At 63.5% G+C, this 20,470-nt stretch carries 16 protein-coding genes; 11 read left to right on the plus strand and 5 right to left on the minus strand.

Annotation, left to right across the window (positions count from 1 at the left end; genetic code table 11):
* The first annotated feature begins 7 nt into the window (after positions 1 to 7).
* The 3 genes from GR167_RS11510 (at position 8) to GR167_RS11520 (ending at position 3,457) form a co-directional block, all read left to right on the plus strand.
* Positions 8 to 1,408 (plus strand): TRAP transporter large permease, encoded by a 1,401-nt coding sequence (locus GR167_RS11510; protein ID WP_160973644.1) that lies wholly within the window; start codon positions 8 to 10, stop codon positions 1,406 to 1,408.
* A 174-nt stretch (positions 1,409 to 1,582) separates the two neighbouring features.
* Positions 1,583 to 2,332 carry a sulfite exporter TauE/SafE family protein gene (locus GR167_RS11515; RefSeq protein ID WP_160973645.1) on the plus strand — a complete coding sequence of 250 codons (750 nt, stop codon included), beginning with the start codon at positions 1,583 to 1,585 and terminating at the stop codon, positions 2,330 to 2,332.
* Positions 2,333 to 2,404: 72 nt separating this feature from the next.
* Positions 2,405 to 3,457 carry a sodium:calcium antiporter gene (locus tag GR167_RS11520; protein WP_160973646.1) on the plus strand — a complete coding sequence of 351 codons (1,053 nt, stop codon included), beginning with the start codon at positions 2,405 to 2,407 and terminating at the stop codon, positions 3,455 to 3,457.
* On the opposite strand, the gene GR167_RS11525 is transcribed toward GR167_RS11520, so the two are convergent.
* Positions 3,447 to 4,571 carry a CapA family protein gene (locus tag GR167_RS11525; RefSeq protein ID WP_160973647.1) on the minus strand — a complete coding sequence of 375 codons (1,125 nt, stop codon included), beginning with the start codon at positions 4,569 to 4,571 and terminating at the stop codon, positions 3,447 to 3,449. The two genes, GR167_RS11520 and GR167_RS11525, sit on opposite strands and share 11 nt — an antisense overlap.
* Positions 4,572 to 4,817: 246 nt before the next feature.
* Here GR167_RS11525 and GR167_RS11530 point away from each other — a divergent pair, with 246 nt between their 5' ends.
* From GR167_RS11530 to GR167_RS11560, 7 genes are all read left to right on the plus strand, one after another.
* Positions 4,818 to 6,275, plus strand: a complete 1,458-nt coding sequence (locus tag GR167_RS11530) for a tetratricopeptide repeat protein (RefSeq protein WP_160973648.1) — start codon at positions 4,818 to 4,820, stop codon at positions 6,273 to 6,275.
* A 14-nt stretch (positions 6,276 to 6,289) separates the two neighbouring features.
* On the plus strand, positions 6,290 to 8,665 hold the full coding sequence (locus GR167_RS11535) for a sulfatase-like hydrolase/transferase (protein ID WP_160973649.1): 2,376 nt from the start codon (positions 6,290 to 6,292) through the stop codon (positions 8,663 to 8,665).
* A 231-nt stretch (positions 8,666 to 8,896) separates the two neighbouring features.
* On the plus strand, positions 8,897 to 9,934 hold the full coding sequence (locus GR167_RS11540; RefSeq protein ID WP_160973650.1) for a UDP-glucuronic acid decarboxylase family protein: 1,038 nt from the start codon (positions 8,897 to 8,899) through the stop codon (positions 9,932 to 9,934).
* Positions 9,934 to 10,923 carry a UDP-glucose 4-epimerase GalE gene (gene galE / locus GR167_RS11545; RefSeq protein WP_160973651.1) on the plus strand — a complete coding sequence of 330 codons (990 nt, stop codon included), beginning with the start codon at positions 9,934 to 9,936 and terminating at the stop codon, positions 10,921 to 10,923. The genes GR167_RS11540 and galE overlap by 1 nt, the downstream gene beginning before the upstream one ends.
* Positions 10,920 to 12,755: a glycosyltransferase family 2 protein gene (locus GR167_RS11550; RefSeq protein ID WP_160973652.1), complete on the plus strand. Its 1,836-nt coding sequence runs from the start codon at positions 10,920 to 10,922 to the stop codon at positions 12,753 to 12,755. Before galE ends, GR167_RS11550 begins: the two co-directional genes overlap by 4 nt.
* Before the next feature lie 73 nt (positions 12,756 to 12,828).
* Positions 12,829 to 13,665: a glycoside hydrolase family 26 protein gene (locus GR167_RS11555; protein WP_235915929.1), complete on the plus strand. Its 837-nt coding sequence runs from the start codon at positions 12,829 to 12,831 to the stop codon at positions 13,663 to 13,665.
* Between the two features lie 260 nt (positions 13,666 to 13,925).
* Positions 13,926 to 14,198: a hypothetical protein gene (locus GR167_RS11560; protein WP_160973654.1), complete on the plus strand. Its 273-nt coding sequence runs from the start codon at positions 13,926 to 13,928 to the stop codon at positions 14,196 to 14,198.
* Positions 14,199 to 14,253: 55 nt separating this feature from the next.
* Here the strand turns inward: GR167_RS11560 and GR167_RS11565 are convergent, their stop codons facing one another.
* From GR167_RS11565 to GR167_RS11580, 4 genes are all read right to left on the minus strand, one after another.
* Positions 14,254 to 15,120 carry an isocitrate lyase/PEP mutase family protein gene (locus GR167_RS11565; protein ID WP_160973655.1) on the minus strand — a complete coding sequence of 289 codons (867 nt, stop codon included), beginning with the start codon at positions 15,118 to 15,120 and terminating at the stop codon, positions 14,254 to 14,256.
* Positions 15,121 to 15,129: 9 nt separating this feature from the next.
* Positions 15,130 to 16,404, minus strand: a complete 1,275-nt coding sequence (locus GR167_RS11570; protein ID WP_160973656.1) for a TRAP transporter large permease — start codon at positions 16,402 to 16,404, stop codon at positions 15,130 to 15,132.
* The gene (locus tag GR167_RS11575) at positions 16,401 to 16,898 is read right to left on the minus strand and encodes a TRAP transporter small permease (protein ID WP_160973657.1); all 498 of its coding nucleotides are present in this window, start codon (positions 16,896 to 16,898) and stop codon (positions 16,401 to 16,403) included. The genes GR167_RS11570 and GR167_RS11575 overlap by 4 nt, the downstream gene beginning before the upstream one ends.
* Before the next feature lie 66 nt (positions 16,899 to 16,964).
* The gene (locus GR167_RS11580) at positions 16,965 to 17,957 is read right to left on the minus strand and encodes a TRAP transporter substrate-binding protein (protein WP_212769936.1); all 993 of its coding nucleotides are present in this window, start codon (positions 17,955 to 17,957) and stop codon (positions 16,965 to 16,967) included.
* Positions 17,958 to 18,386: 429 nt separating this feature from the next.
* Here GR167_RS11580 and GR167_RS11585 point away from each other — a divergent pair, with 429 nt between their 5' ends.
* Positions 18,387 to 20,426: a methyl-accepting chemotaxis protein gene (locus tag GR167_RS11585; protein WP_160973658.1), complete on the plus strand. Its 2,040-nt coding sequence runs from the start codon at positions 18,387 to 18,389 to the stop codon at positions 20,424 to 20,426.
* Positions 20,427 to 20,470: the final 44 nt, after the last annotated feature.

The following is a 20,470-nucleotide window of genomic DNA, read 5'->3' on the forward strand; positions in this document are numbered from 1 at the left end:
TACAGATATGGAACCGATTGATATTGGCCTCGCCGTTTCCGGTGGCCTTCTCGTTCTCGTCGTGCTGGGGATGCGGGTGGCCTTTGCCGCCGGGTTCGCCGGGCTGATCGGGCTGGTTTGGATCTTCTGGGCCAAGTTCGACTATGACAGCGCGCGTTTCGCCAAGGCGCTGACCATCGCGGTGAAAACCGCCGGTCAGGTGCCCCATTCCAAGGTATCGAGCCAGGCTTTGTCGCTGATCCCGACCTTCATCCTGATCGGCTACCTGGCTTATTACGCCGGCCTGACCAAGGCACTGTTCGAGGCCGCCAAGCGCTGGCTGGCCTGGGTGCCGGGCGGTTTGGCGGTGTCGACCGTCTTCGCCACCGCCGGTTTCGCCGCGGTGTCGGGCGCTTCGGTCGCCACCTCGGCCGTGTTCGCCCGCATCGCGATCCCCGAGATGCTGGCAATCGGCTATGACAAGCGTTTTGCCGCCGGTGTGGTTGCGGCGGGCGGCACGCTGGCCTCGCTGATCCCGCCCTCGGCGATCCTGGTGATCTATGCGATCATCGTGGAACAGGATGTGGGCAAGCTGCTGCTGGCGGGCTTCGTGCCCGGCGCGTTTTCGGCGGTCATTTACGGCCTGCTGATCATCGGCATGGCGATGACGATCAAGGGCTTCGGCCCGGCGGTGAAGGGCTTCACCTGGAAGGAACGCTTCGTATCGCTGCCCCCCGCGCTGCCCATCCTGTTCGTCGTCGTGACGATCATCTTCTTCGTCTACAACCCGTTCGGCGGCGACGCCTGGGGCACGCCGACCGAGGGCGGCGCGATCGGGGCCTTCGTGGTTTTCCTGATGGCGCTGTTCAAGGGCATGCGCTGGTCGGAGCTGAAGGACGCTCTGCTGGAAAGCGCCAAGCTGAGCGTGATGATCTTCACCATCATCTGGGGCGTGCTGATCTATGTCCGCTTCCTGGGTTTCGCGCAGCTTCCGGCGGCGTTTTCGGACTGGATCACCTCGCTGCACATGGCGCCGATGCTGATCCTGATCTGCATCCTGCTGGCCTATGCGGTGCTGGGGATGTTTATGGATGCGATCGGGATGCTGCTGCTGACCCTGCCGGTGGTTTACCCGGCCGTCATGGCGCTCAATGGCGGCGAAATGGTCAGCGCGGCCGACAGCACCTTCGGCATGTCGGGCCCGATGTGCGCGATCTGGTTTGGTATCCTGGTGGTGAAGATGGCCGAATTCTGCCTGATCACGCCCCCCATCGGGCTGAACTGCTTCGTGGTTGCGGGCGTGCGTGACGATCTGAGCGTGCAGGACGTGTTCCGCGGCGTGACGCCGTTCTTCATCGCCGATGCCGTGACCATCGCGCTGCTGGTCGCCTTCCCCTCCATCGTGCTGTGGCTGCCGTCGCTGGCGTAAAGGTGCCGTCCGGGGCGGAATGCGCGCCCCGGGCTTTTGAGTGAAAAAACCGCCTGTCCCCCCGGGGGTGGGCGGTTTGTTTTTGAGGGGGCCTGTCCGGACGGATAGGGGATATTGCGGGGCTGGAATAATTACGGTATACATAAGTATACAATTATAAAGGGTAAGAAACAGATGAGCATAGAGGCGCTTTTCGGCGGGTTCGAACCGCTTGTGTTGCTGGCGCTTCTCGCCACCTCCTTCCTGGGGTCCTTCATCACGGTGGCGCTTGGCATCGGTGGCGGGGCGCTGTTGCTGACGGTGATGGCCAGCCTGATGCCGCCCGCCGCGCTGATCCCGGTACATGGCGTGATCCAGTTCGGATCGAACGTGTTCCGCGCGGCGCTGCTGTTCAAGCACAGCTATTGGCCGCCCTTCGCCGCTTTCGCGCTTGGCACCTTGTTCGGCGCGGTGCTGGGCGGGTCGGTGGTGGTCAACCTGCCGCCCGCCGCGGTGCAGATCGGGGTCGGCGCTTTCGTGATCTACAGCATCCTGTCCAAGCCACCCGCCTGGCTGTCGCGGCTGCCCTTCGTGACCGGGACGATTTCCAGCTTCTTGACCATGTTCTTCGGCGCCACCGGCGTTTTCGTCGCCAATTTCACCAAGTCGCTGCAGTTGCAGCGCGAACGCCATGTCGCCACCCATGCCGGATTCATGACGATCCAGCATGTGCTAAAAGTGGTGGTGTTCGGCTTCCTGGGTTTCCAGTTCGGGCCGTGGATCGGCTTCATCGCGGCGATGGTGTTCGCCGGGCTGCTGGGCACGATCCTGGGGCGGCGGGTGCTGGTGCGGATCGGCGACAAAGGGTTCAAGCGCGCGCTCGACATCGTCCTGGTGTTGGTGTCGCTGCGGCTGATCTGGCAGGGCGCGGGCAGCTTCCTCTGACCCGGGCGGCGGATTTTACCTTGCCTCGGCGCGCGGGCTCTGGCTTGCTCGGGCCGAAAGGATGGGTCTTTGATGCCCGATTTGACCGGTTATTCAACGCCTTCGGTGCTGGCGCTGTTCGCGGTGGCGGCGATCCTGGTCTGGGTCGCGGGCACAAGGCTGGCGCAATATGGCGATGCGATCGCCGAGCGGCTGAACCTGACGCGCGAATTCATCGGGCTGATCTTTCTCGCCACGGTGACCGAACTGCCCGAGATCGTCACCACCTTCACCGCCGCGCAGGTTGACAATGCGGGCCTGGTGCTGGGCAACATGTTCGGCGGCATCACCATGCAGACGGCGATCCTGGCGCTGGCCGATTTCTTTGCGGTGCGCCACGCGCTGACGTCCTGGCCGCGCAAACCCACCCATGCGCTGGTGGCGGTCATGCTGATCGTGTTGCTGAGCGCGCTGCTGGCGGTGACCTTCATCGGCGACCGGGCCATCGTGTCCCATGTCGGTATCGGGGCGATCTGCCTGTCGCTGGGGTTTCCGCTGGTGATCGCGCTGCAGCGCGGGTTCGATCAGAAATCGAGCTGGGCGCCGGTCGACCTGCCCGACGAGGACAGATCGGAAAAGGCGCTGGTGACCAGCCAGGTGGATTTTTCCGCTCAAGGCACAGCGATGCTGATCGGGAGGGCGGCGCTTTACAGCCTGCTGATCCTGGGGGCGGGCATGGTCCTGGCGCTGTCGGCCGATGCGCTGGCGGGGCAGACATCGCTGGGGTCCTCCTTCATCGGCGTAAGCCTTCTGGCCGCCGCGACCTCGCTGCCCGAACTCAGCACCACCCTGGCGGCGGCGCGGATCGGGGCCTATACGATGGCGATCGCCAATATCTTCGGCAGCAACCTGATCATGCTGGCGCTGATCCTGCCCGCCGACATGGCCTATGAAAACGGGCCGATCCTGTCGCAGGCCGATGCCAGCGCGCAGTTTTCCATCGCCACCGGCATCATGGTCACCGCGATCTATGTCGCGGGCATCCTGATCCGGCGCACGCCCAGCCTGATGGGCGCGGGGTTGGATTCCTGGCTGGTGATGGCGGTCTACCTGGTCTCGCTGGCCGGGCTTTATGTCATGGGATGAGCGACACGGTGCCGTCCTGCGCCAGCGTGACCGCGCCGCCGAAGCGGGCGCATTCGCGGTGCATCCGCTCCGCCAGCCATTGCGCGTCCTCCCCCCCGGCGCGCTGCAGCCGGAAGGCGCGGATGCGGTAAGGGATCATCGACAAGGCGATGAGCGTGCCGTCAGCGGGATCGAGATCGGTGATATAGGCCAGCGCCAGGCCGGGGCGGAAATCCTCATGCCCGCCAATGCCTTCGTAATCGTTGATCAGGTCGCCGCAGCCATAGAGGATCAGCTTGCCCTCATGCAGCTCAACTGCCTTGGGGTGGTGCGAGGAATGGCCGAAAACGATATCCGCCCCAGCCTCGCCGATCAGCGCATGGGCCAGCGACCGGTCCTCCGCGGCGATGTCATAACCCCAGTTGCCGCCCCAATGCAGCGACGCCACCAGGATGTCGCCCGGCCGTCGCAGCGGATCGATGCGGGCACGGATTTCGGCAATGACCGCGTCCCGTCTGTCCGGCAAAATCGCGATCCCCGGCAGCAGCGGCCCGGCGGCCCAGCCCGGCGCCACGCCGCTGTCGCGCCGCGCATAGGCCAGCAGCAGAAGCCGCCGCCCATCGGGCAACGGCACGATCAGCGGCGCTTGCGCCTGTTCAGCGGTCTCGCCCGCGCCGGCCTGCGCCAGCCCGACCTTTGACAGGGTTTGCAGCGTTTCGATCAATCCCTCGCGACCCCAGTCCAGCACATGGTTGTTGGCCAGGATGCAGCCATCGGGTCGCAGCGCCTGCAGGGCCGCGATATTGCCCGGGTGCATCCGGTAATTGATCCCTTTCGGGGCCGGGTGGCTGGCGGTGGTGATCGCGGTTTCCAGGTTGATCAGCCGTGCATCGCAGCCGCGATCGGCCAGATCGGCCAGCAGATCGCCCCAGACATACTCGGCCGCCACCGGCGCCGGGATCTTGCCGCAGTGCCGTTCTGCTAGATCGACATAGCCCTGGGCCGAGCGCATGTAGCCCTCGAACAGCACCGGGTCGGAGGGGCAGGGCAGGATCTGGTCGATCCCGCGCCCAAGCATAACGTCACCGGCAAGGAACAGACGGATACGGTTGGCAGAAGGAGGCGTTGCTATCATGGTAAAAGCATAGCGGACCCGGCGCGGGACCGATTTGACGGGTATCAAGCGCCGCGCAATCCGGTCCCGAGAGGGGCGCAGCGCCGGGAAAGGGCGGATTTGACAAGTGCGAGGTTGAGCTATGTCAAAGATAAAGAAGGAAGATTGTGCGTTCCTGTGCGCGCGAACAGACATATTGACACCTGACAGATCAGGCTGCCGGAAAGGGGGCCCATGCGTGCATTCAATACCTCACGGGGGAAAACCGTGATCGGGAAACCGGGTTATTTTCTTACTCTGACGCCGATGATCGCCGCTGCGGTGCTGGGCGTCTGGACGGTTTCGGTCACGGCGCAAACCGCTGCGACGACCGGATCCGGGACGGCGCAGACCGAAACGGCCCCGGCTGCCGCAACCCCGGCCGATCTGAAACAGGCCGATACGGTGCTTTGGGATCAGCCGGATCCGGCCGCCCGGCAGCAGGCGCGCGGCGTTCTGGAAAAGGCAGTGGGCGAGGGCAATGCCGAGGCGCAGCTGATCCTGGGCCGACACTTGCTACATGGCTGGGTGCTGGAGCCGGATGCGGCCAAGGGGATCGCCCTGCTGGAACAGGCGGCGGGCGCCGGTCTGGACGCGGCGCAGCTGGAACTCGGGCAGGCCTATCTGGCGGGGACCGGCGTTGCGGCCGATCCCGCGAAGGCGCAAAGCCTGCTGGAACAGGCCGTGGAACAGGGCAATACCGATGCGATGCGGATGCTGGGCGAGCAGCTGGCCGGTGGCTGGAAAATGCCGCGCGACGCGGAACGCGGCCGCGCCCTGCTGGAACAGGCGATCGCGGCGGGCGATGTCGCGTCGAACGTGACGCTGGGCGAACTGATGCTCTACGGGATCGGCGTACCGAAGGACCGGGAGGGCGCGCTGGCGCTGTTTGAAACCGCGGCGGAAGCGGGCAACGGCCACGGGCTGGCGATCTATGGCGAAGACCTGATGTGGAGCCTGCGCGACTGGGCCCGGGCCGAGACGATCCTGACCCGCGCGGCGGAACTGGGCGCGACCGAAGCCTGGGTGACGCTGGCGCATGGGGCGATGTACGGCTATCTCGGCGGTGGGCGGAAATCGCGCGCCAAGTTCGACGGTTTCGCCGAAAAGGCCCGCGCGGCGGGCGAGGAAGAAATCGCCGTCTACGAGGCCACCCGCAACATGTGGGGCATCAACATGCGCGCCAGCGGTCCCGAAACCATCGCCCGCCTGCGCGCGGATGCCGATGAAGGCAACGCCGCCGCGGCGCGCTTCCTGATCGAGCTTCTACGCGACGGCAACAGGCTGAACCTGCACCGCCGCCCGGTCGAGGCGCAGGAGGCGCTGGATACCTATGCCGGTCTGCTGGGCGAAAAGGCGGTGGCGCAATATGACATCACCCTGGCGGCGGCCAAGGCCTGGGTGCCTGCCGAATGGGCCAAGGTGGCCGCGGCCTATGAAGCGCGGCCCGATCTGAAATCCGTCTCGTTCGGCATCGATATGTACAAGGCCAACGAAAACGTCGCCTTCTACATCCTGCAGCAGCGCTATCACGACGCGGGGCTGTATAAAGGGCCGATCAACGGCTATGCCAACTGGCCGATCCTGCGGGTGATCAACGTCACCTGCCGGGATCTCGACCGGCCGGAACGCTGCCAAGACAGCGTGATGCGGCCCGACGTGATCGGGGCGTTGCTGGCGCAATAGGCATGACAGGCGGAATGGACGGCGAAGACGCGATGGACAACATGACCGGGGCCGATGGCCGCAAGCTGCGTTTCGTGCTTTGGGGCGGGGCGATCCTGGGCTTGATCCTGGCGGTGGCGCGGGCCATCGCTTTGCGCGACGGGATAGCCGAGGCGCGGCTGGGCGATGCAATTTCACTGATGGTGCGCGGGCTGGGGCAGGACTGGCTGATCGTGCTGGTGCTGACCCTGGTCTTTGCCGCCCTGGTGCGGGCGTTTGAGGCCGGTTTCTGGGGCAGGCTGTTTGCCGGACTGTTCGCCGTTCTGGCGGTGCTGGTGATGGCGGCGGGGCTGGCCAATCTGGTGGCGCTGCACATGCTGGGCGCGCCGCTGACGATGGAATGGCTGGCCTATTCCGATCTGGACAATTCAGATGTGGCGCTGGATTACCTGCGCGGTCTGGTGACCCCGCAGGTCGTTGTCGTCGGCGTGATCGCCATCGGCGCGCTGCTGGGCGGGGCCCAATACCTGTCGCGGCGTCCGCAATTGGGGGCGCCGGTAATGTTGCTGGGGCTGATGGCCTTTGCCGTGATCACCGGTTTCGCGCAGCAGGGCAGGCCGATGACTGTCGCTGCTGCCCGGCTGGAAAACCCGATCGTCGCCTTTACCGCCTCGCTCAAGGGAGAAGGCGGGCTGGACGGGTTGATGGCGGGCGATTGGGGGCGTCAGGAAATGCCCTTCGGTCCGGCCGATCCGCTGCCGCACCCGGATGCGCCCGCGAAACCGATCCGCAACGCCATCATCTTTGCCTATGAATCGACCCCGGCCAAGCAGGTGCAGGGCTGGGGCGGCACGCAGCCGGTGACGCCGCATCTGGCCGCGTCGCTGAAACATGCGCTGGCCTTCGACCGCGCCTATGCCCATGTGCCGGCGTCCAACTATTTCCTGGTCTCGATCTTCACCGCCATCGCGCCGGAACTGTCGCCGGTGTCGATGCTGTCCAGCTGGCCCGATCTCGACGCGACCTTCCTGCCCGAGGTGATGGGGCTGAACGGGTTGCGCACCGCCTTCTTCAATTCCTCCGACAACCGGTTCCAGAACACCGAAGGGCTGGTGCGGGCCACCGGTTTCGATCAGGTCGGCGATTACCGCGACTGGGACTGCGAAACCGGCGTCTACGAATTCGAAAGCGTGACCGACAAGTACCTCAATACCTCCAGCGACCTGTGCACCATCGACGAGATCGTCAAGTGGATCGAACAGCGCCCCGATGATCCGTTCTTCGTGGCGTTCCGCACCGGGATGACCCATTACCCCTATTTCCCCGGCGAAAACCCGCAGGACTATGTCGAGGACGAAAGCCGGAACAATTACCTGAACGCGCTGCGAGTCGGCGACGAAGCCTTCGGCAAGCTGATGGCCTATCTCGACGAAACCGGGCTGGCCGAGGAAACGCTGGTCGTGGTGCTGGGCGATCATGGCGAGGCCTTCGGCGAACACGGCACCTATGTCCACGCCGCCGGCATCAACGAGGAAAACGTTCACATCCCGCTGGCGCTGGTCAATCCGCAGCTGTTCGACGGCAGCCGCAGCGACCTGATCGTGGGGATTTCCGATATCGCGCCAACGATTGCGGACCTGCTGGGATTCCCGATCCCGTCCTCCTGGCAGGGCAAATCGGTCTTCGCCGAGAACCGCAAGAACGGCGTACTGTTCTTTTCGCCCTGGAACGGGTTCCTCGTCGGCTATCGTGAGGAGGACGAGAAATTCATCTATAACGGCCATACCGGCGAGGCGGCGCTTTACGACCTTGCCAGCGATCCGGAAGAACGGACCAACCTCGCCAAGGCAGATCCGAAGGCGGCGCAGGCGGCCCGCGACAAGCTGGGGGCGGTGGTTGCCGCACACAGCAAATATATCGACTGGCTGCTGAGCCAGGCGGGGGCCCGCAAGCTGGCGAAGGCCGATGCCTCGGTGATCGAAATCACCGCGACCGGCACCAGCTACAAATCCCCGCCCGAAGGCTGGGTGATGCTGGACGGCGAAAATGTCGGCGGCTTCAAGGTGACCTCGGCGCCCTCGAACGCGGACCACGCGATCAGCCGGGATGAAATCGACGCGGCGGTCACCACCTTCAAGATGCCGGTCAGCGCCGGGTCCTGCCCGCGCCGGATCGAGGTCTATTTCCTCAACGACGAATGGGAAGGCGAGGGGCAGACCGGCGATACCGACCTCTATATCCGCTCGGTCAGTTTTGCCGGGACGACCTATTATTTCAACCGTTTCTCATCGACAGAGGAGGGAACAGGAAAAGTGTCGGGCGATTATTTTCACCTGTGGCGCAAGGGCGGGCTCAAGATCGATCTGGACCTCGACCAGGACTGCCTGAGCGCCGAGTTGGCCGACAATTGAGCGAGGGAACGGGCAGCCGGCGACACATCCCGGGGAGCCTGAGGGAAAAAGTCATATTTGTTTTACGGCCCGAAAATGATAAGTTTTATTTTAGACGCATTGTGCGTTGTGTCGTGTAAGGGGTTACTCTCCTTAGAGTTTTATTAATGTGTGCATATTCAAAAGGCGTTAATACTTGCGAGCAGAATAGTGTCACGCTGTCGGGGCAACGGGGTGCGGTAAAGGGGAAATATGGCTGAGTTACAAATCTACAGCCCACGGTTCATTGCTGACCAACCCGGCCGGAACGGACGCACGGTGCTTGTCGCAGGCGGGGCCGGGTTCATCGGGTCGAACCTGGTCGCCCGGTTGTTGTCCGACGGCGACCGGGTGATCTGTGTCGACAACCTGGAAACCGGGCGGCAGGAAAACATCGCCGAGTTTTTGGACAACCCGCGCTTCGCCTTCTTCCTGCATGATGTCATTGAACCTTTCGACATCGAATGCCCCGTCGACCGGATCTATAACCTGGCCTGCCCTGGATCGCCGCCCAAGTATCAGCGCGATCCGGTGCACACGTTCAAGACCTCGGTGATCGGCGGGCTCAACCTGCTGGAACTGGCGCAGAAAAAAGACGCCCGCATCCTGCAAAGCTCGACCTCCGAAGTCTATGGCGACCCGGATATTTCGCCGCAGAACGAAGCCTATTGGGGGTTTGTGAACACGGTCGGCCCGCGCGCCTGCTACGACGAGGGCAAGCGCGGCGCCGAAACGCTGTTTCACGAAATGCACGAACGCGAAGGGGTCGACACAAGGATCGCCCGGATCTTCAACACCTACGGCCCCAATATGGACCCCGAGGACGGCCGGGTCATTTCCAACTTCATCGTGCAGGCGCTGACCGGCAACGACCTGACCGTTTACGGCGACGGCAGCCAGACCCGGTCGTTTTGCTATATCACCGACATGCTGGACGGGCTGATCGCGCTGATGGAAACCGAAGACTGCCACGGCTCGATCGACGATCCGGTCAACCTGGGCAATCCGGGCGAATTCACCGTGTGCGACCTGGCCGAAATCGTTCTGGAAATGACCGGGTCGGAATGCGACATCAGCTATCGCGACCTGCCGCAGGACGATCCCAGGCAGCGCCGCCCGGATATCACCCGTGCCGGCAGGCTGCTGGGCTGGGCGCCCAAGGTTCCGCTGCGCGAAGGGCTGGTCGCCACGATCGAGTATTTCCGCGACGAACTCGGCAGGCAGCAGCGCCTGAGCGGTCAGGTCGCCTGATGACGGCCGGGGCGCGCAACATCCTCGTCACCGGGGGCGCCGGCTATATCGGCAGCCACGCCTGTAAGGCGCTGGCGCGGGCCGGGCATCATCCGGTGGTAATCGACAACCTGTCGCGCGGTCATGCGGATGCGGTGAAATGGGGCCCCCTGGTGCAGGCGGACCTGCGCGACACCGACAAGGTGCGCGAAGCGCTGCGCCTGCACGGGATCGAGGCGGTGATCCATTTCGCCGCCTTCGCCTATGTCGGGGAAAGCACGCAGAAGCCGGGGCTGTATTACGACAACAACCTGGGCGGCATGATGTCCCTGCTCAACGCGATGCGGGCCGAAGGGATCGGCGAGATCGTGTTCTCGTCAAGCTGCGCCACCTATGGCATTCCCGAAACGCAGCCGATTACCGAAACCGCGCCGCAGGACCCGATCAACCCCTATGGCCGGACCAAACTGATCTGCGAATGGATGCTGCGGGACGCGGCGGCGGCCTGGGGGCTGCGCTTTGCCGCGCTGCGCTATTTCAACGCCGCCGGGGCCGATCCCGAGGGCGAGATCGGCGAACGCCACGATCCCGAAACCCATATCCTGCCGCTGACCCTGCTGGCGGCGGCGGGGCAGGGCGCGCTGAAGCTCTTCGGCGAAGATTACCCGACCCCCGACGGCACCTGCATCCGCGATTACATCCACGTGACCGACCTGGCCCGGGCGCATGTGCTGGCGCTGGATCACCTGGGCGGCGGCGGCGACAGCCTGGCGGTCAACCTGGGCACCGGCACCGGCCATTCGGTGCGCGAGGTGATCGATGCGGTGGAGCGGGTGACCGGGCGCGAGGTGCCGGTCGTGACATCGCCGCGCCGCGCCGGCGATCCGCCGGTGCTGACCGCCGATCCGTCGCGCGCGGCCGATCTGCTGGGCTTTAGGGCCGAATACACCGATCTGGACAGGATCGTCGCCCATGCCGCGCCCTGGTTCGGCCATCCGGGGACTGAATGAGGACCAAACGCCATCCCGCGCTGGACCCGCGCCCCAACCTTGCGCCGATGCTCACCGGGTGGCGGGCGCTGAAATATTACGTCATCGCGGGGCTGTGGTTCCTGGCGGCGGGGTGGTTCTGGGCCTGGTGGCTGCAGCCGCAACACGTGATCGGGGCGGCGCGCTACTGGATCGTGACCGCCGGGATGCTGTGGATCTGGGGGATGCAGTTCTATTTCGTGCTGGTCTTCCTGCGCGCCCACAAACCCGCCGCGCCGGACCCCGTGCCGGGGCAATGGCGGGCGGCGATGGTCACCACCAAGACGCCGTCCGAACCGTTCGAGCTGGTGCGCGAAACGCTTGAGGCGATGCTGGCGCAGGATTACCCGCACGATACCTGGCTGGCCGACGAGGACCCGAGCGAGGAAACCAAGCACTGGTGCATCGCCCACGGGGTGAAGCTGTCGACCCGCAAGGGGGTGGCGGAATATCACCGCACCGAATGGCCGCGCCGCACCCGCTGCAAGGAAGGCAACCTGGCCTATTTCTACGATCACTGGGGCTATCGCGATTACGACATCGTCAGCCAACTGGACGCCGATCACGTGCCGCAGCCGGGATACCTGCGCGAAATGCTGCGCCCCTTCGCGGACGAGGCGGTGGGCTATGTCTCGGCCCCCTCGATCTGCGCCGCCAATGCCGACCACAGCTGGGCCGCGCGCACGAGGCTGTATTCCGAAGCGGCGTTTCACGGCGTGTTCCAGGCCGGGTATTCCGCCGTACTGACCCCGATGTGCATCGGGTCGCATTACACCGTGCGCACCAAGGCGCTGAAACAGGCGGGCGGGCTGGGCCCGGAACTGGCCGAGGATCATTCGACCACGATGCTGATTTCCTCGGCCGGGTGGCGCGGGGTGCATGCGCCCGACGCCATCGCCATCGGGCAGGGGCCGGAAACGCTGGCCGATCTGGTGACGCAGGAATTCCAGTGGTCGCGGTCGCTGTTGTCGCTGCTGCTGCGCTATACGCCGCATTACCTGAAGACCATGCCGCTGCGGCTGAAGCTTTTGTTCCTGCTGTGTCAGACCTGGTACGTGTTCTTCGCCCTGTCGATGTCGATGATGTACCTGGTGCCGATCATCGCGGTGACCTTTGATACCCGTTTCGCCGATGTCACCTATCCGGCCTTCCTGGGCCATTCGCTGCCGGCGGTGGGGATGATGATCCTGTTTGCCTATGCGATGAAATGGGACGGGTTTTTCCGGCCCCGCTGGGCCAAGGTGCTGGCCTGGGAAAAGGCGCTGTTCGTGATGCTGCAATGGCCCTGGGTGTTCTGGGGCTGCGCCATGGCGGTGCGTGACCGGATCACCGGCAAGTTCGTCGATTTCCGTATCACCCCCAAGGGCGGCGATGTCGGCCAGCCGCTGCCGGGCAAGATCATCGCGCTCTACGCGGCCTTGGCGATGGGGGCGATGTTCCCGGTCCTGACCGTGTCGGGGATCGTGGAGGCGCGGGGTTTTTATCTTCTGTCGCTGATAAATGCCGTGCTTTATTGTATACTGCTCAGTGTTGCGCTTGTCGCCCAGCTGAAACGGGCGAGAAAACAAAAGAAATTAAAAGGAAAAATTTTAGCACGTGATCTCTCGATATTGAGCTTGATCATGTTTTTACTCGGAACGTCGGTTATGCTGAAGGGCAGAGAAAGCCTCTACGCGCTGGCGTTCGGGCTGCAACCGATGAGGTTGGTTGAAGTGCAATATGTGGTGTCCGGTGCGGGCAGAGGCGGGGCGGGCGACGTCCGTATCAAGCTGCTGCCCGATCTGAGTGAAAGATTTATGAGTTTCCGAAAATAAAGAGGAAATTGAGATGACAAAAAGAACCCCAAAAATACTCGCAGCGTTTGCCGCCGGGATTACGGCGGCCGTAATGTCCATTGGTTCCGTTCAGGCGGCACCTCCGGGTGAGCTTCCGTTTGGGGTCTACGATCCCGACGGGGATTTCGCCAGCGACGGCGAAGTCGTGATCGAGGAGCTTTTCCTGCCGTGGGAAGACGTTTACCTGCAGGCGCTCTACGATGCCGACGAATATGCGCAGGAACGCAACCGGTCGCTGCTGGTGACGGTGGAACCCTGGACCTGGTCGCGCAGCGAACGCAACACCGCGCGCTATCTGCAGCAGGGCATCGAAAACGGCACCTACGATCCCAACATGAAGGCGATCTGCGATATCCTGGGCACGCTGAAAAGCCCGGTCACCCTTCGCTGGGCGCATGAGATGGAAGACAAGAGCGGTCAGTTCATCTGGGCCGACTGGAATCCGGAAACCTATATCTCGGCCTATCGCCACATGATCGACCTGTGCCGCGCCTCGGCGCCGAACATCAACGTCATGTGGTCGCCGCTGGGCTATGAAAACATGGACGACTATTACCCGGGCGACGATTACGCCGACCTGATCGGGTTGTCGGTGTTCGGGCTGCAGGCCTGGGACCAGTACAAGTTCGGCCATGACCAGACCTTCGACGAAATCTTCGCACCGCGCTATGAGCGCGCCGCCAAGTACGGCAAACCCGTCGTGGTCGCCGAACTGGGCTATGTCGGCAAGGAGCCCTACGTGAAGAACTGGGAAAACTCGGTCCGTCAGGTCAAGGAACAATATCCCAGCCTCGTCGGCGTCGTCTATTTCAACTACCCCGAGGTCTATCCGTGGCCCGAAGGGTTCGGTCTGCCGGACTGGCGGGTCAAGAACCAGATCCTGAAATAAGCTCTGGTTGCCCAGCTCGGCGGAAATATGCCGCCGGTTGAGTGCAGGGCTAGAGAATTGATAACGCTCGAGAGTTTTCCCGGGCGTTATTTTTTGCAGCGGCCAAATCGGGGGCAGGGTGCCGTTACGGCAAGACCCAGGTTGACCGTTAACCTGTTTAACAGCGATAAAACTAATCGTTCGTGCACCGATTTATATAACTATCGGGCATGTCGTTATGAGTGAATGAGTTCTTGAGGTCAGATCAAATGGGCAAGAAAATGACTATTCGTACTGTATCTTTCGCGGCGCTGGCCGCAGCTATCATCGGCCTGGCGCCGGCCGCGCAGGCCGAAATGGCCGTGTCTCCGAAACAACCCGCGTCGAAGATCGTCAAGACCCACGCGGGAAAAGGGGCGGCACGTTTCGACTGGATGGCAAAGCAGGGCCTGAACAAGCAGACGCGCATCCAGCGGGTCGTGCTGCACGGGCGCGGCAGCTGGATCTGTTCGCCCGCGGGCTTCGGCAAGAAGTCGAGCTGCTACAGCCGCTGAACGACCCTGACATGCGCCGGATGCCCCGGCGCATGAGGTTGGCTTGCGACGGCGCCTATTGGCGCCGGTCCGCGTAGCGCTTTTCTTCTTCGAAATAAGCGTCGAAGCCGATCCGGGTCTTCATGTCGTCAAACGACATCAGCATGTCCGGCGCGGGCGTGCCGGTCTTGAACGCCTCCAGCGCCTGGGTCATCGCCTGCATCGCGGCGGCCATCAGGGTCAGCGGATAGGCGGCGATCTTGAACCCGATCGCCTCCAGCTCCTGCGGCGGCAGGGCGGGGGTCAGCCCGCCTTCGACGATATTGGCCATCTTGGGCCCTTCCAGTTCATCGCAGACCCGGCGCATCTCGGCTTCATCCCGCGGCGCTTCCACGAACAGGATATCGGCGCCCAGCCGGCGGAATTCGCGGGCGCGTTCGATCGCTTCGTCCAGCCCGTGTTCATGGCGCGCATCGGTGCGGGCGAGGATCAGGATGTCATGGCCTTCGGCGCGCGCATCTGCCGCCGCCCTGATGCGTTCAAACGCCTCATCCCGGCTGACCACCGATTTGCCCGCCGTATGGCCGCAGCGTTTTGGCGCGACCTGATCCTCGATCATCACCGCTGCGAACCCGGCCTGGGCAAATCCCTTGACCGTGCGCTTGACGTTCAGCGCGTTGCCATAGCCGGTATCGCCGTCGCCGATCACGGGGATCGACACCGCGTTGCAGATGTTGCGGCCCTGATCCAGCACCTCGGCATAGGACATCAGCCCGGTGTCGGGCATCCCCAGCCGCGCGGCGGCGGTGGCGAACCCCGACATGAAGGTGAGCGGGAACCCCGCCTGTTCGATCAGTTTCGCCGAAAGCGGATCGAAACAGCAGGGCATGGTGATCAGGCCGGGTTCGGCCAGCAGGGTGCGGAGCTTGTCAGCTTGGGTCATGGTCATCGGTCACAGTTTGAAGGGAATGTAGAGGGCCAGGTCGGGCCAGAGATACAGCAGCGCCACCATCAGCAGCATCAGCGCCAGGAAGGGCAGGGTGCCGCGCGACACCTCGCCCAGCTTGGATTTGGTCACCGACTGGATGACGTAAAGGTTCAGCCCCACCGGCGGGGTGATCAGGGCGCATTCGACCAGGATCACCATGTAGATGCCGAACCAGATCGGATCGAAATGCATCGCCATCGCGGCGGGCAGCAGCACCGGCGTCATGATCAGCACCATCGACAGCGCCTCGAACACCAGCCCCATCGCCAGCAGCACCACCGACACGACCAGGATCAGCCCCAGCGGCGTCGATACCCAGTCGGACAGGAACATCGAGATTTCCTGCGGGATGCGATAAAGCGTGATCGCCTTGCCGAAAATCTTGGCCCCCGCGATGATCAGCAGGATCGCCACGGTCGTGGACATCGATTCCACCATCGCTTCCCACAGCTTGGCCCAGGTCAGGCTGCGCAGGATCACGCCGGTGATCACCAGCGCCACGGCAAAGCCGATGGCGGCGGCCTCGGTCGGGGTGAAGGCGCCGGAATAGATGCCGCCCAGGATCACCCCCGCCAGCAGGATCGAGGGCGCCGCGCGCAGGGTGGCGCGCCAGCGTTCGGTCCAACTGACCGCCGGGATGGGCGTGTAGCTTTGCAGGAAGCGGGCGGAAATCACCGAATAGACGATGAAAAGCGCGATCAGCCCCAGACCCGGCCCGATGCCCGCCATGAATAGCGCGATCACCGATTCCTCGGTCACGAACCCGTAGATGATCAGCGGGATCGAGGGCGGGATCAGGATGCCCAGCGTGCCACCCGCCGCCAGCAGCCCATAGACGAAGCGCTTGTCATAGCCGCGCGAAATCATTTCGGGGGCGGCGACGGTGCCGATGGTGGCCGCCGTGGCGACCGAGCTGCCGGAGATTGCCGCGAAGATGCCGCAGGACAGGATCGTCGCCACCGCCAGCCCGCCGGGCCAGTGCCCGACCCAGGCCTGCACGGCGGCGAACAGGTCGCGCCCGACGCCGCCCTTCAGCAGGATGTTGGACATCAGCAGGAACAGCGGCACCGCCAGCAGGATGAACCCGTCCAGCGTCGACAGCACCGCCTGCGGCGCCATCAGCGGGGAAAAACCCCCCAGGTAGAGCATCGCCAGCCCCAGCATCCCCAGCGAATAGGCCACGGGAACGCCGATCAGCAGCAGCGCGAACAGCGCGATCAGGATCAGGATTACGGTCATTCCATCATGCCTTCTTCTTCGGGGATATTGCCCTGCACCGCGCGCCACAGCCCGGTCAGGCAGGACAGGGTCAGCAGCGCGAACCCGGCCGGAACGGCGGCCTCGGGCATCCAGGCGGGCAGGTCCAGCATGGTGCCGGTAGTGCGGCCGCGCGCGAAACTGTCGTGGAAAATGTCATAGCCATAGATCGTCACCACGACCGAAAAGACCAGGATGACCAGCAGCGACAGGATCTCGGTCGCCTGCTTGCCGCGCGGCGGCAGCAGGTCGGTCACGGCGGTCACCCGGATATGGCGCCGATGGGTCAGCGCCCAGCCCATGGCGACCGGGCAGGCCCAGATCAGGCACATCTGGCTCAGTTCCGCCGCCCAGATCGTGGGGGCATTGAAGAAATAACGCGCGACCACCTCATAGGTCAGCATGACCCCGCTGGATGTCAGCAGGATCGCCGCCAGCCATGCGGTGGCGGTTTCGATTGCGGCAACCAAACGCATGCCGTCCCCCTGTCAGGAAAAGAAGCGCCCCCCGCGATGGCGGGGGGGCGGCAAGGTTCGGTCGGATCAGAAGCCCTTGGCGGCTTCGAGCATGGCGGCACCCGCATCGCCGGTCTTGGCAAGGAAGGCGTCATAGACCGGCTGCGACACGGCTTTCCACTTGGCCAGTTCCTCGGCGGTGGGGTTGTAGATGGCCATGCCGTTCTGCTTGGCGGCGTCATAGGCGCGCGCCTCGATCGCCGACATTTCATCGCGCACGGCGTTTTCGGCGTTCACCGCCGCTGCGGAAATGATCGCCTTATGTGCATCCGGCAGGCCGTTCCACCAATCGGTGTTGGTCACCACGATGAATTCGATATCGGCGTGGTTGCTGACGGTGATCGTATCCATCACTTCCCACAGCGAACGCGACTGCACGCCCGATACGCCGGTCATGCCGATATCGACGGTGCCGCGCTGATAGGCGAGGTACTGTTCCGACCCCGAAATGATGGTCGGCGCGCCGCCTGCGGCGGTGGTGAAATCGCCCAGCGTCTTGCTGAACACGCGGACCTTCTTGCCCGCCATGTCCGCAGGCGTTGCGACCGGGCCGCCGTTGGACAGCATGACGGCGCCGCCATAGGCCTGCCACCACAGAACGGTCGATCCGGTATCCTTGATCGCTTCGTCGATCGGGCCGCGCACCGGGCTGCCCGGGGCAACCGCCTTGCGCACCTTCGCTTCGGAATCGAACAGGAACGGCTGATAGAAGATATCGACCATCGGGATGTCGCCGACATAACGGGTCAGCGACGCCACGCCCGCCTCGATCGCGCCGGAACCGACGGCCTGCGGCACTTCCTTGTCCTTGTAAAGCTGGGCGCTGTCGTAGATCTCGACGGCGATATCGCCGTTCGACTTGGCCTCGACCTCTTCCTTGAACATCTTCAGGTTCTGGCCGAGGTGGCTTTTCAGCGGCAGCTGCAGCGAAATCCGCATCGTGGTTTCGGCGGCCTGCGCCCCCATGCAACCGGCCGCAACGAACGCGGCCGAGACGAGCCCGGTTACAAACTTATTCATGATTTCCTCCCTTTTATGCGGGAAGGATTGAGGAAAACATTTTCGGAAACAAGACCTTTGACCGCTGCGGGCAAAAATTTTGCACCGCGGAAAGTGGATATTCAATGCAAGGTTGCCACAACCTGACGGTACTCGTGATTTGAGAGTGTTCGGGCGGTTTCCCATAGCCACCGCCGGGTCCGTGGCGCCCAGGTCGATGCGGTCATATTGGGCGATATGCATATTATATGGACTTTTTTGAAACACTATAAAATCCGCTAAAGGTTTGAATTCGAAATACTTAAATTTGTTACGTTTGGCGACGTTGCGTCACTGTCCCCTAAAGCAGCTTTATTCAGGTCGTAGAGGGGGTTGCGAGGCGGGAGCGGCGATTGGCAAGGGGTCATTTGCGTTTTCGCCCGCCAGAAAAAAAGCAGTAAGGAAGACAATATGAAATTCCGATACAAGGTCATGGCAGCGCTGTTTGTCGTGGGATTGTTGCCGGCGGCGGTCATTACGGTTCTCAATGTGAACCGGGTCAACGGATTGACCGATCACGCTGCGCGCTCGGCGCTCGGATCGGCCTACGGGCTGAAGAAAACCGCAATCGAAGATTACCTGAAGAACCTTGAAAACGTGGCGCGGACCATGGCGGCGGATGCGACCGTGATCCGCGCGGTGAAGCAACTCGACAAGGCCAGCAAGGAATTGATGTCCTATGGCGGCGTCACGGTGGACGAGGCGGCCTTCGGCGAACGCTACGCATACCAGGTCGCGAACACGCCGGGCGCGGGCGATCGGGAAATGGCGCGCTGGCAGGACCTGGCCCCGGTCGCCAGGATGCTGCAGCACCTGTTCGTTTCGGGCAGCCCCGAAAAGATCGGCGAGAAACAGAAACTGATGAAGGCGGGCGATGGCGGCAGCTATTCGATGCTGCATTCGATGGTGCACCCGTTTTTCCTGACCGCGCAGCAGGAATTCGGGTTCTACGACATCTTCCTGCTCGATCCCGAGGAAGGGCGCGTGGTCTATTCGGTGTTCAAGGAGGTCGATTTCGGCACCTCGATGCTGACCGGTCCCTACAAGGATTCCAATTTCGGCCACGGCGTGCTGCAGATCATCGAGGGCGGCGCGCGCGATCTCGTCATCGTCGATTTCGAACCCTATGAGCCGTCCTATAATGCCCAGGCCTCCTTCATCTTGGTGCCGTTGCTCGAAGGGGAGGATCTGCGCGGCATCATCGCCTTCCAGATGCCGGTCGACCGGCTGAACGCCATCGTGAACGCGGAAATCAAGGGCTATGACACCGCCGATTCCTTCCTGCTGGGCACCGACAAGCGGCTGCGCTCGGCCCCGGTGCGGTTCGACGACCTGTCGATCGGGGCGCAGGTTTCGGGCAAACTGGTCGAAGAGGTGATCGCGAATGACAATGGTATCACCCAGGCGGCGAACCATCAGGGGGTCGATGTGATCGCCGCCTATGGTCATGTCGATGTTGCCGGTCTGGACTGGGTCATGCTGTCGAGCGTCGAAGCCTCCGAGGCGCTGGCCGAGGGCAAGGCAATCGCCCGCAACGCGATGATGACGCTGGGCGTCACCGGCGTGCTGTGTCTTCTGCTGGGGCTGGTGCTGAGCGCCTGGCTGCTGCGTCCGGTGCGCGCGCTGAGCCGCGAATTCCAGGACAGCGTGGTGAAATCGATGGTCACCCTGCGCGAGGCCGCGAACCGGTCCAAGGATGCGGCGGAATCGATGGCGGCGGTTGCCGAACAGACCAGCGTTCAGGGCGGCGTGGTGAAGGAAAACTCGGCCGCGGCGGCGACCAACGTGTCGGGAGCGGCTTCGACCGTCGAAGAACTGTCCGCCTCGATCCAGGAAATCGCCACGGGGGTGAAACGGACCTCCAGCCTGTCCAGCGATGCCGCGCAAAAGGCGCAACGGGCGACCGAGTCGCTGCTGGAACTGCAAAAGGCCACCGGCCGCATCAGCGACGTGGTAACCTTCATCAACGCCATTTCGAACCAGACCGACCTGCTGGCGCTGAACGCCGCCGTCGAAGCGGCCCGCGCCGGCGAGGCCGGGCGCGGTTTCGCCGTGGTGGCCGAAGAGGTGCGCAAGCTGGCCGAACAGACCTCGTCCTCGACCGCGGAAATCCGCCGCGAAATCGAAACGGTGATCGGCGGCGTGGATGACAACGTGAAGGCGATCCTCGACATTTCGGGATCGGTGGAAACGCTGCAGGATCAGGCGTCGAAAATCTCGGCCGCGGCGCAACAGCAGGGCGAAGCCACCGTCGAGATGAGCAACACGATGGCCGACATTTCCGCCCGCGTCGACACGGTCAGCGTCAACATCGCCGGGGTGGAGGAAGCGTCGTCCGAAGCGGCCCGCGCGGCGGCCGACGTGATGACCCAGATGCATGCGGTGGACAGCGCGTCGAATCTGACCGACGATTCCATCAAGGACTTCATGAACCGGATGGAAAAGATCTGACCTTTCGGATCGCTGCATGAACTGCGCCAGCGCCTTCCCCGGGG

Origin of the sequence: Thalassovita mangrovi (assembly GCF_009857745.1) — a bacterium.
In the GTDB taxonomy this organism is placed as follows: Bacteria; Pseudomonadota; Alphaproteobacteria; order Rhodobacterales; family Rhodobacteraceae; genus Thalassobius; species Thalassobius mangrovi.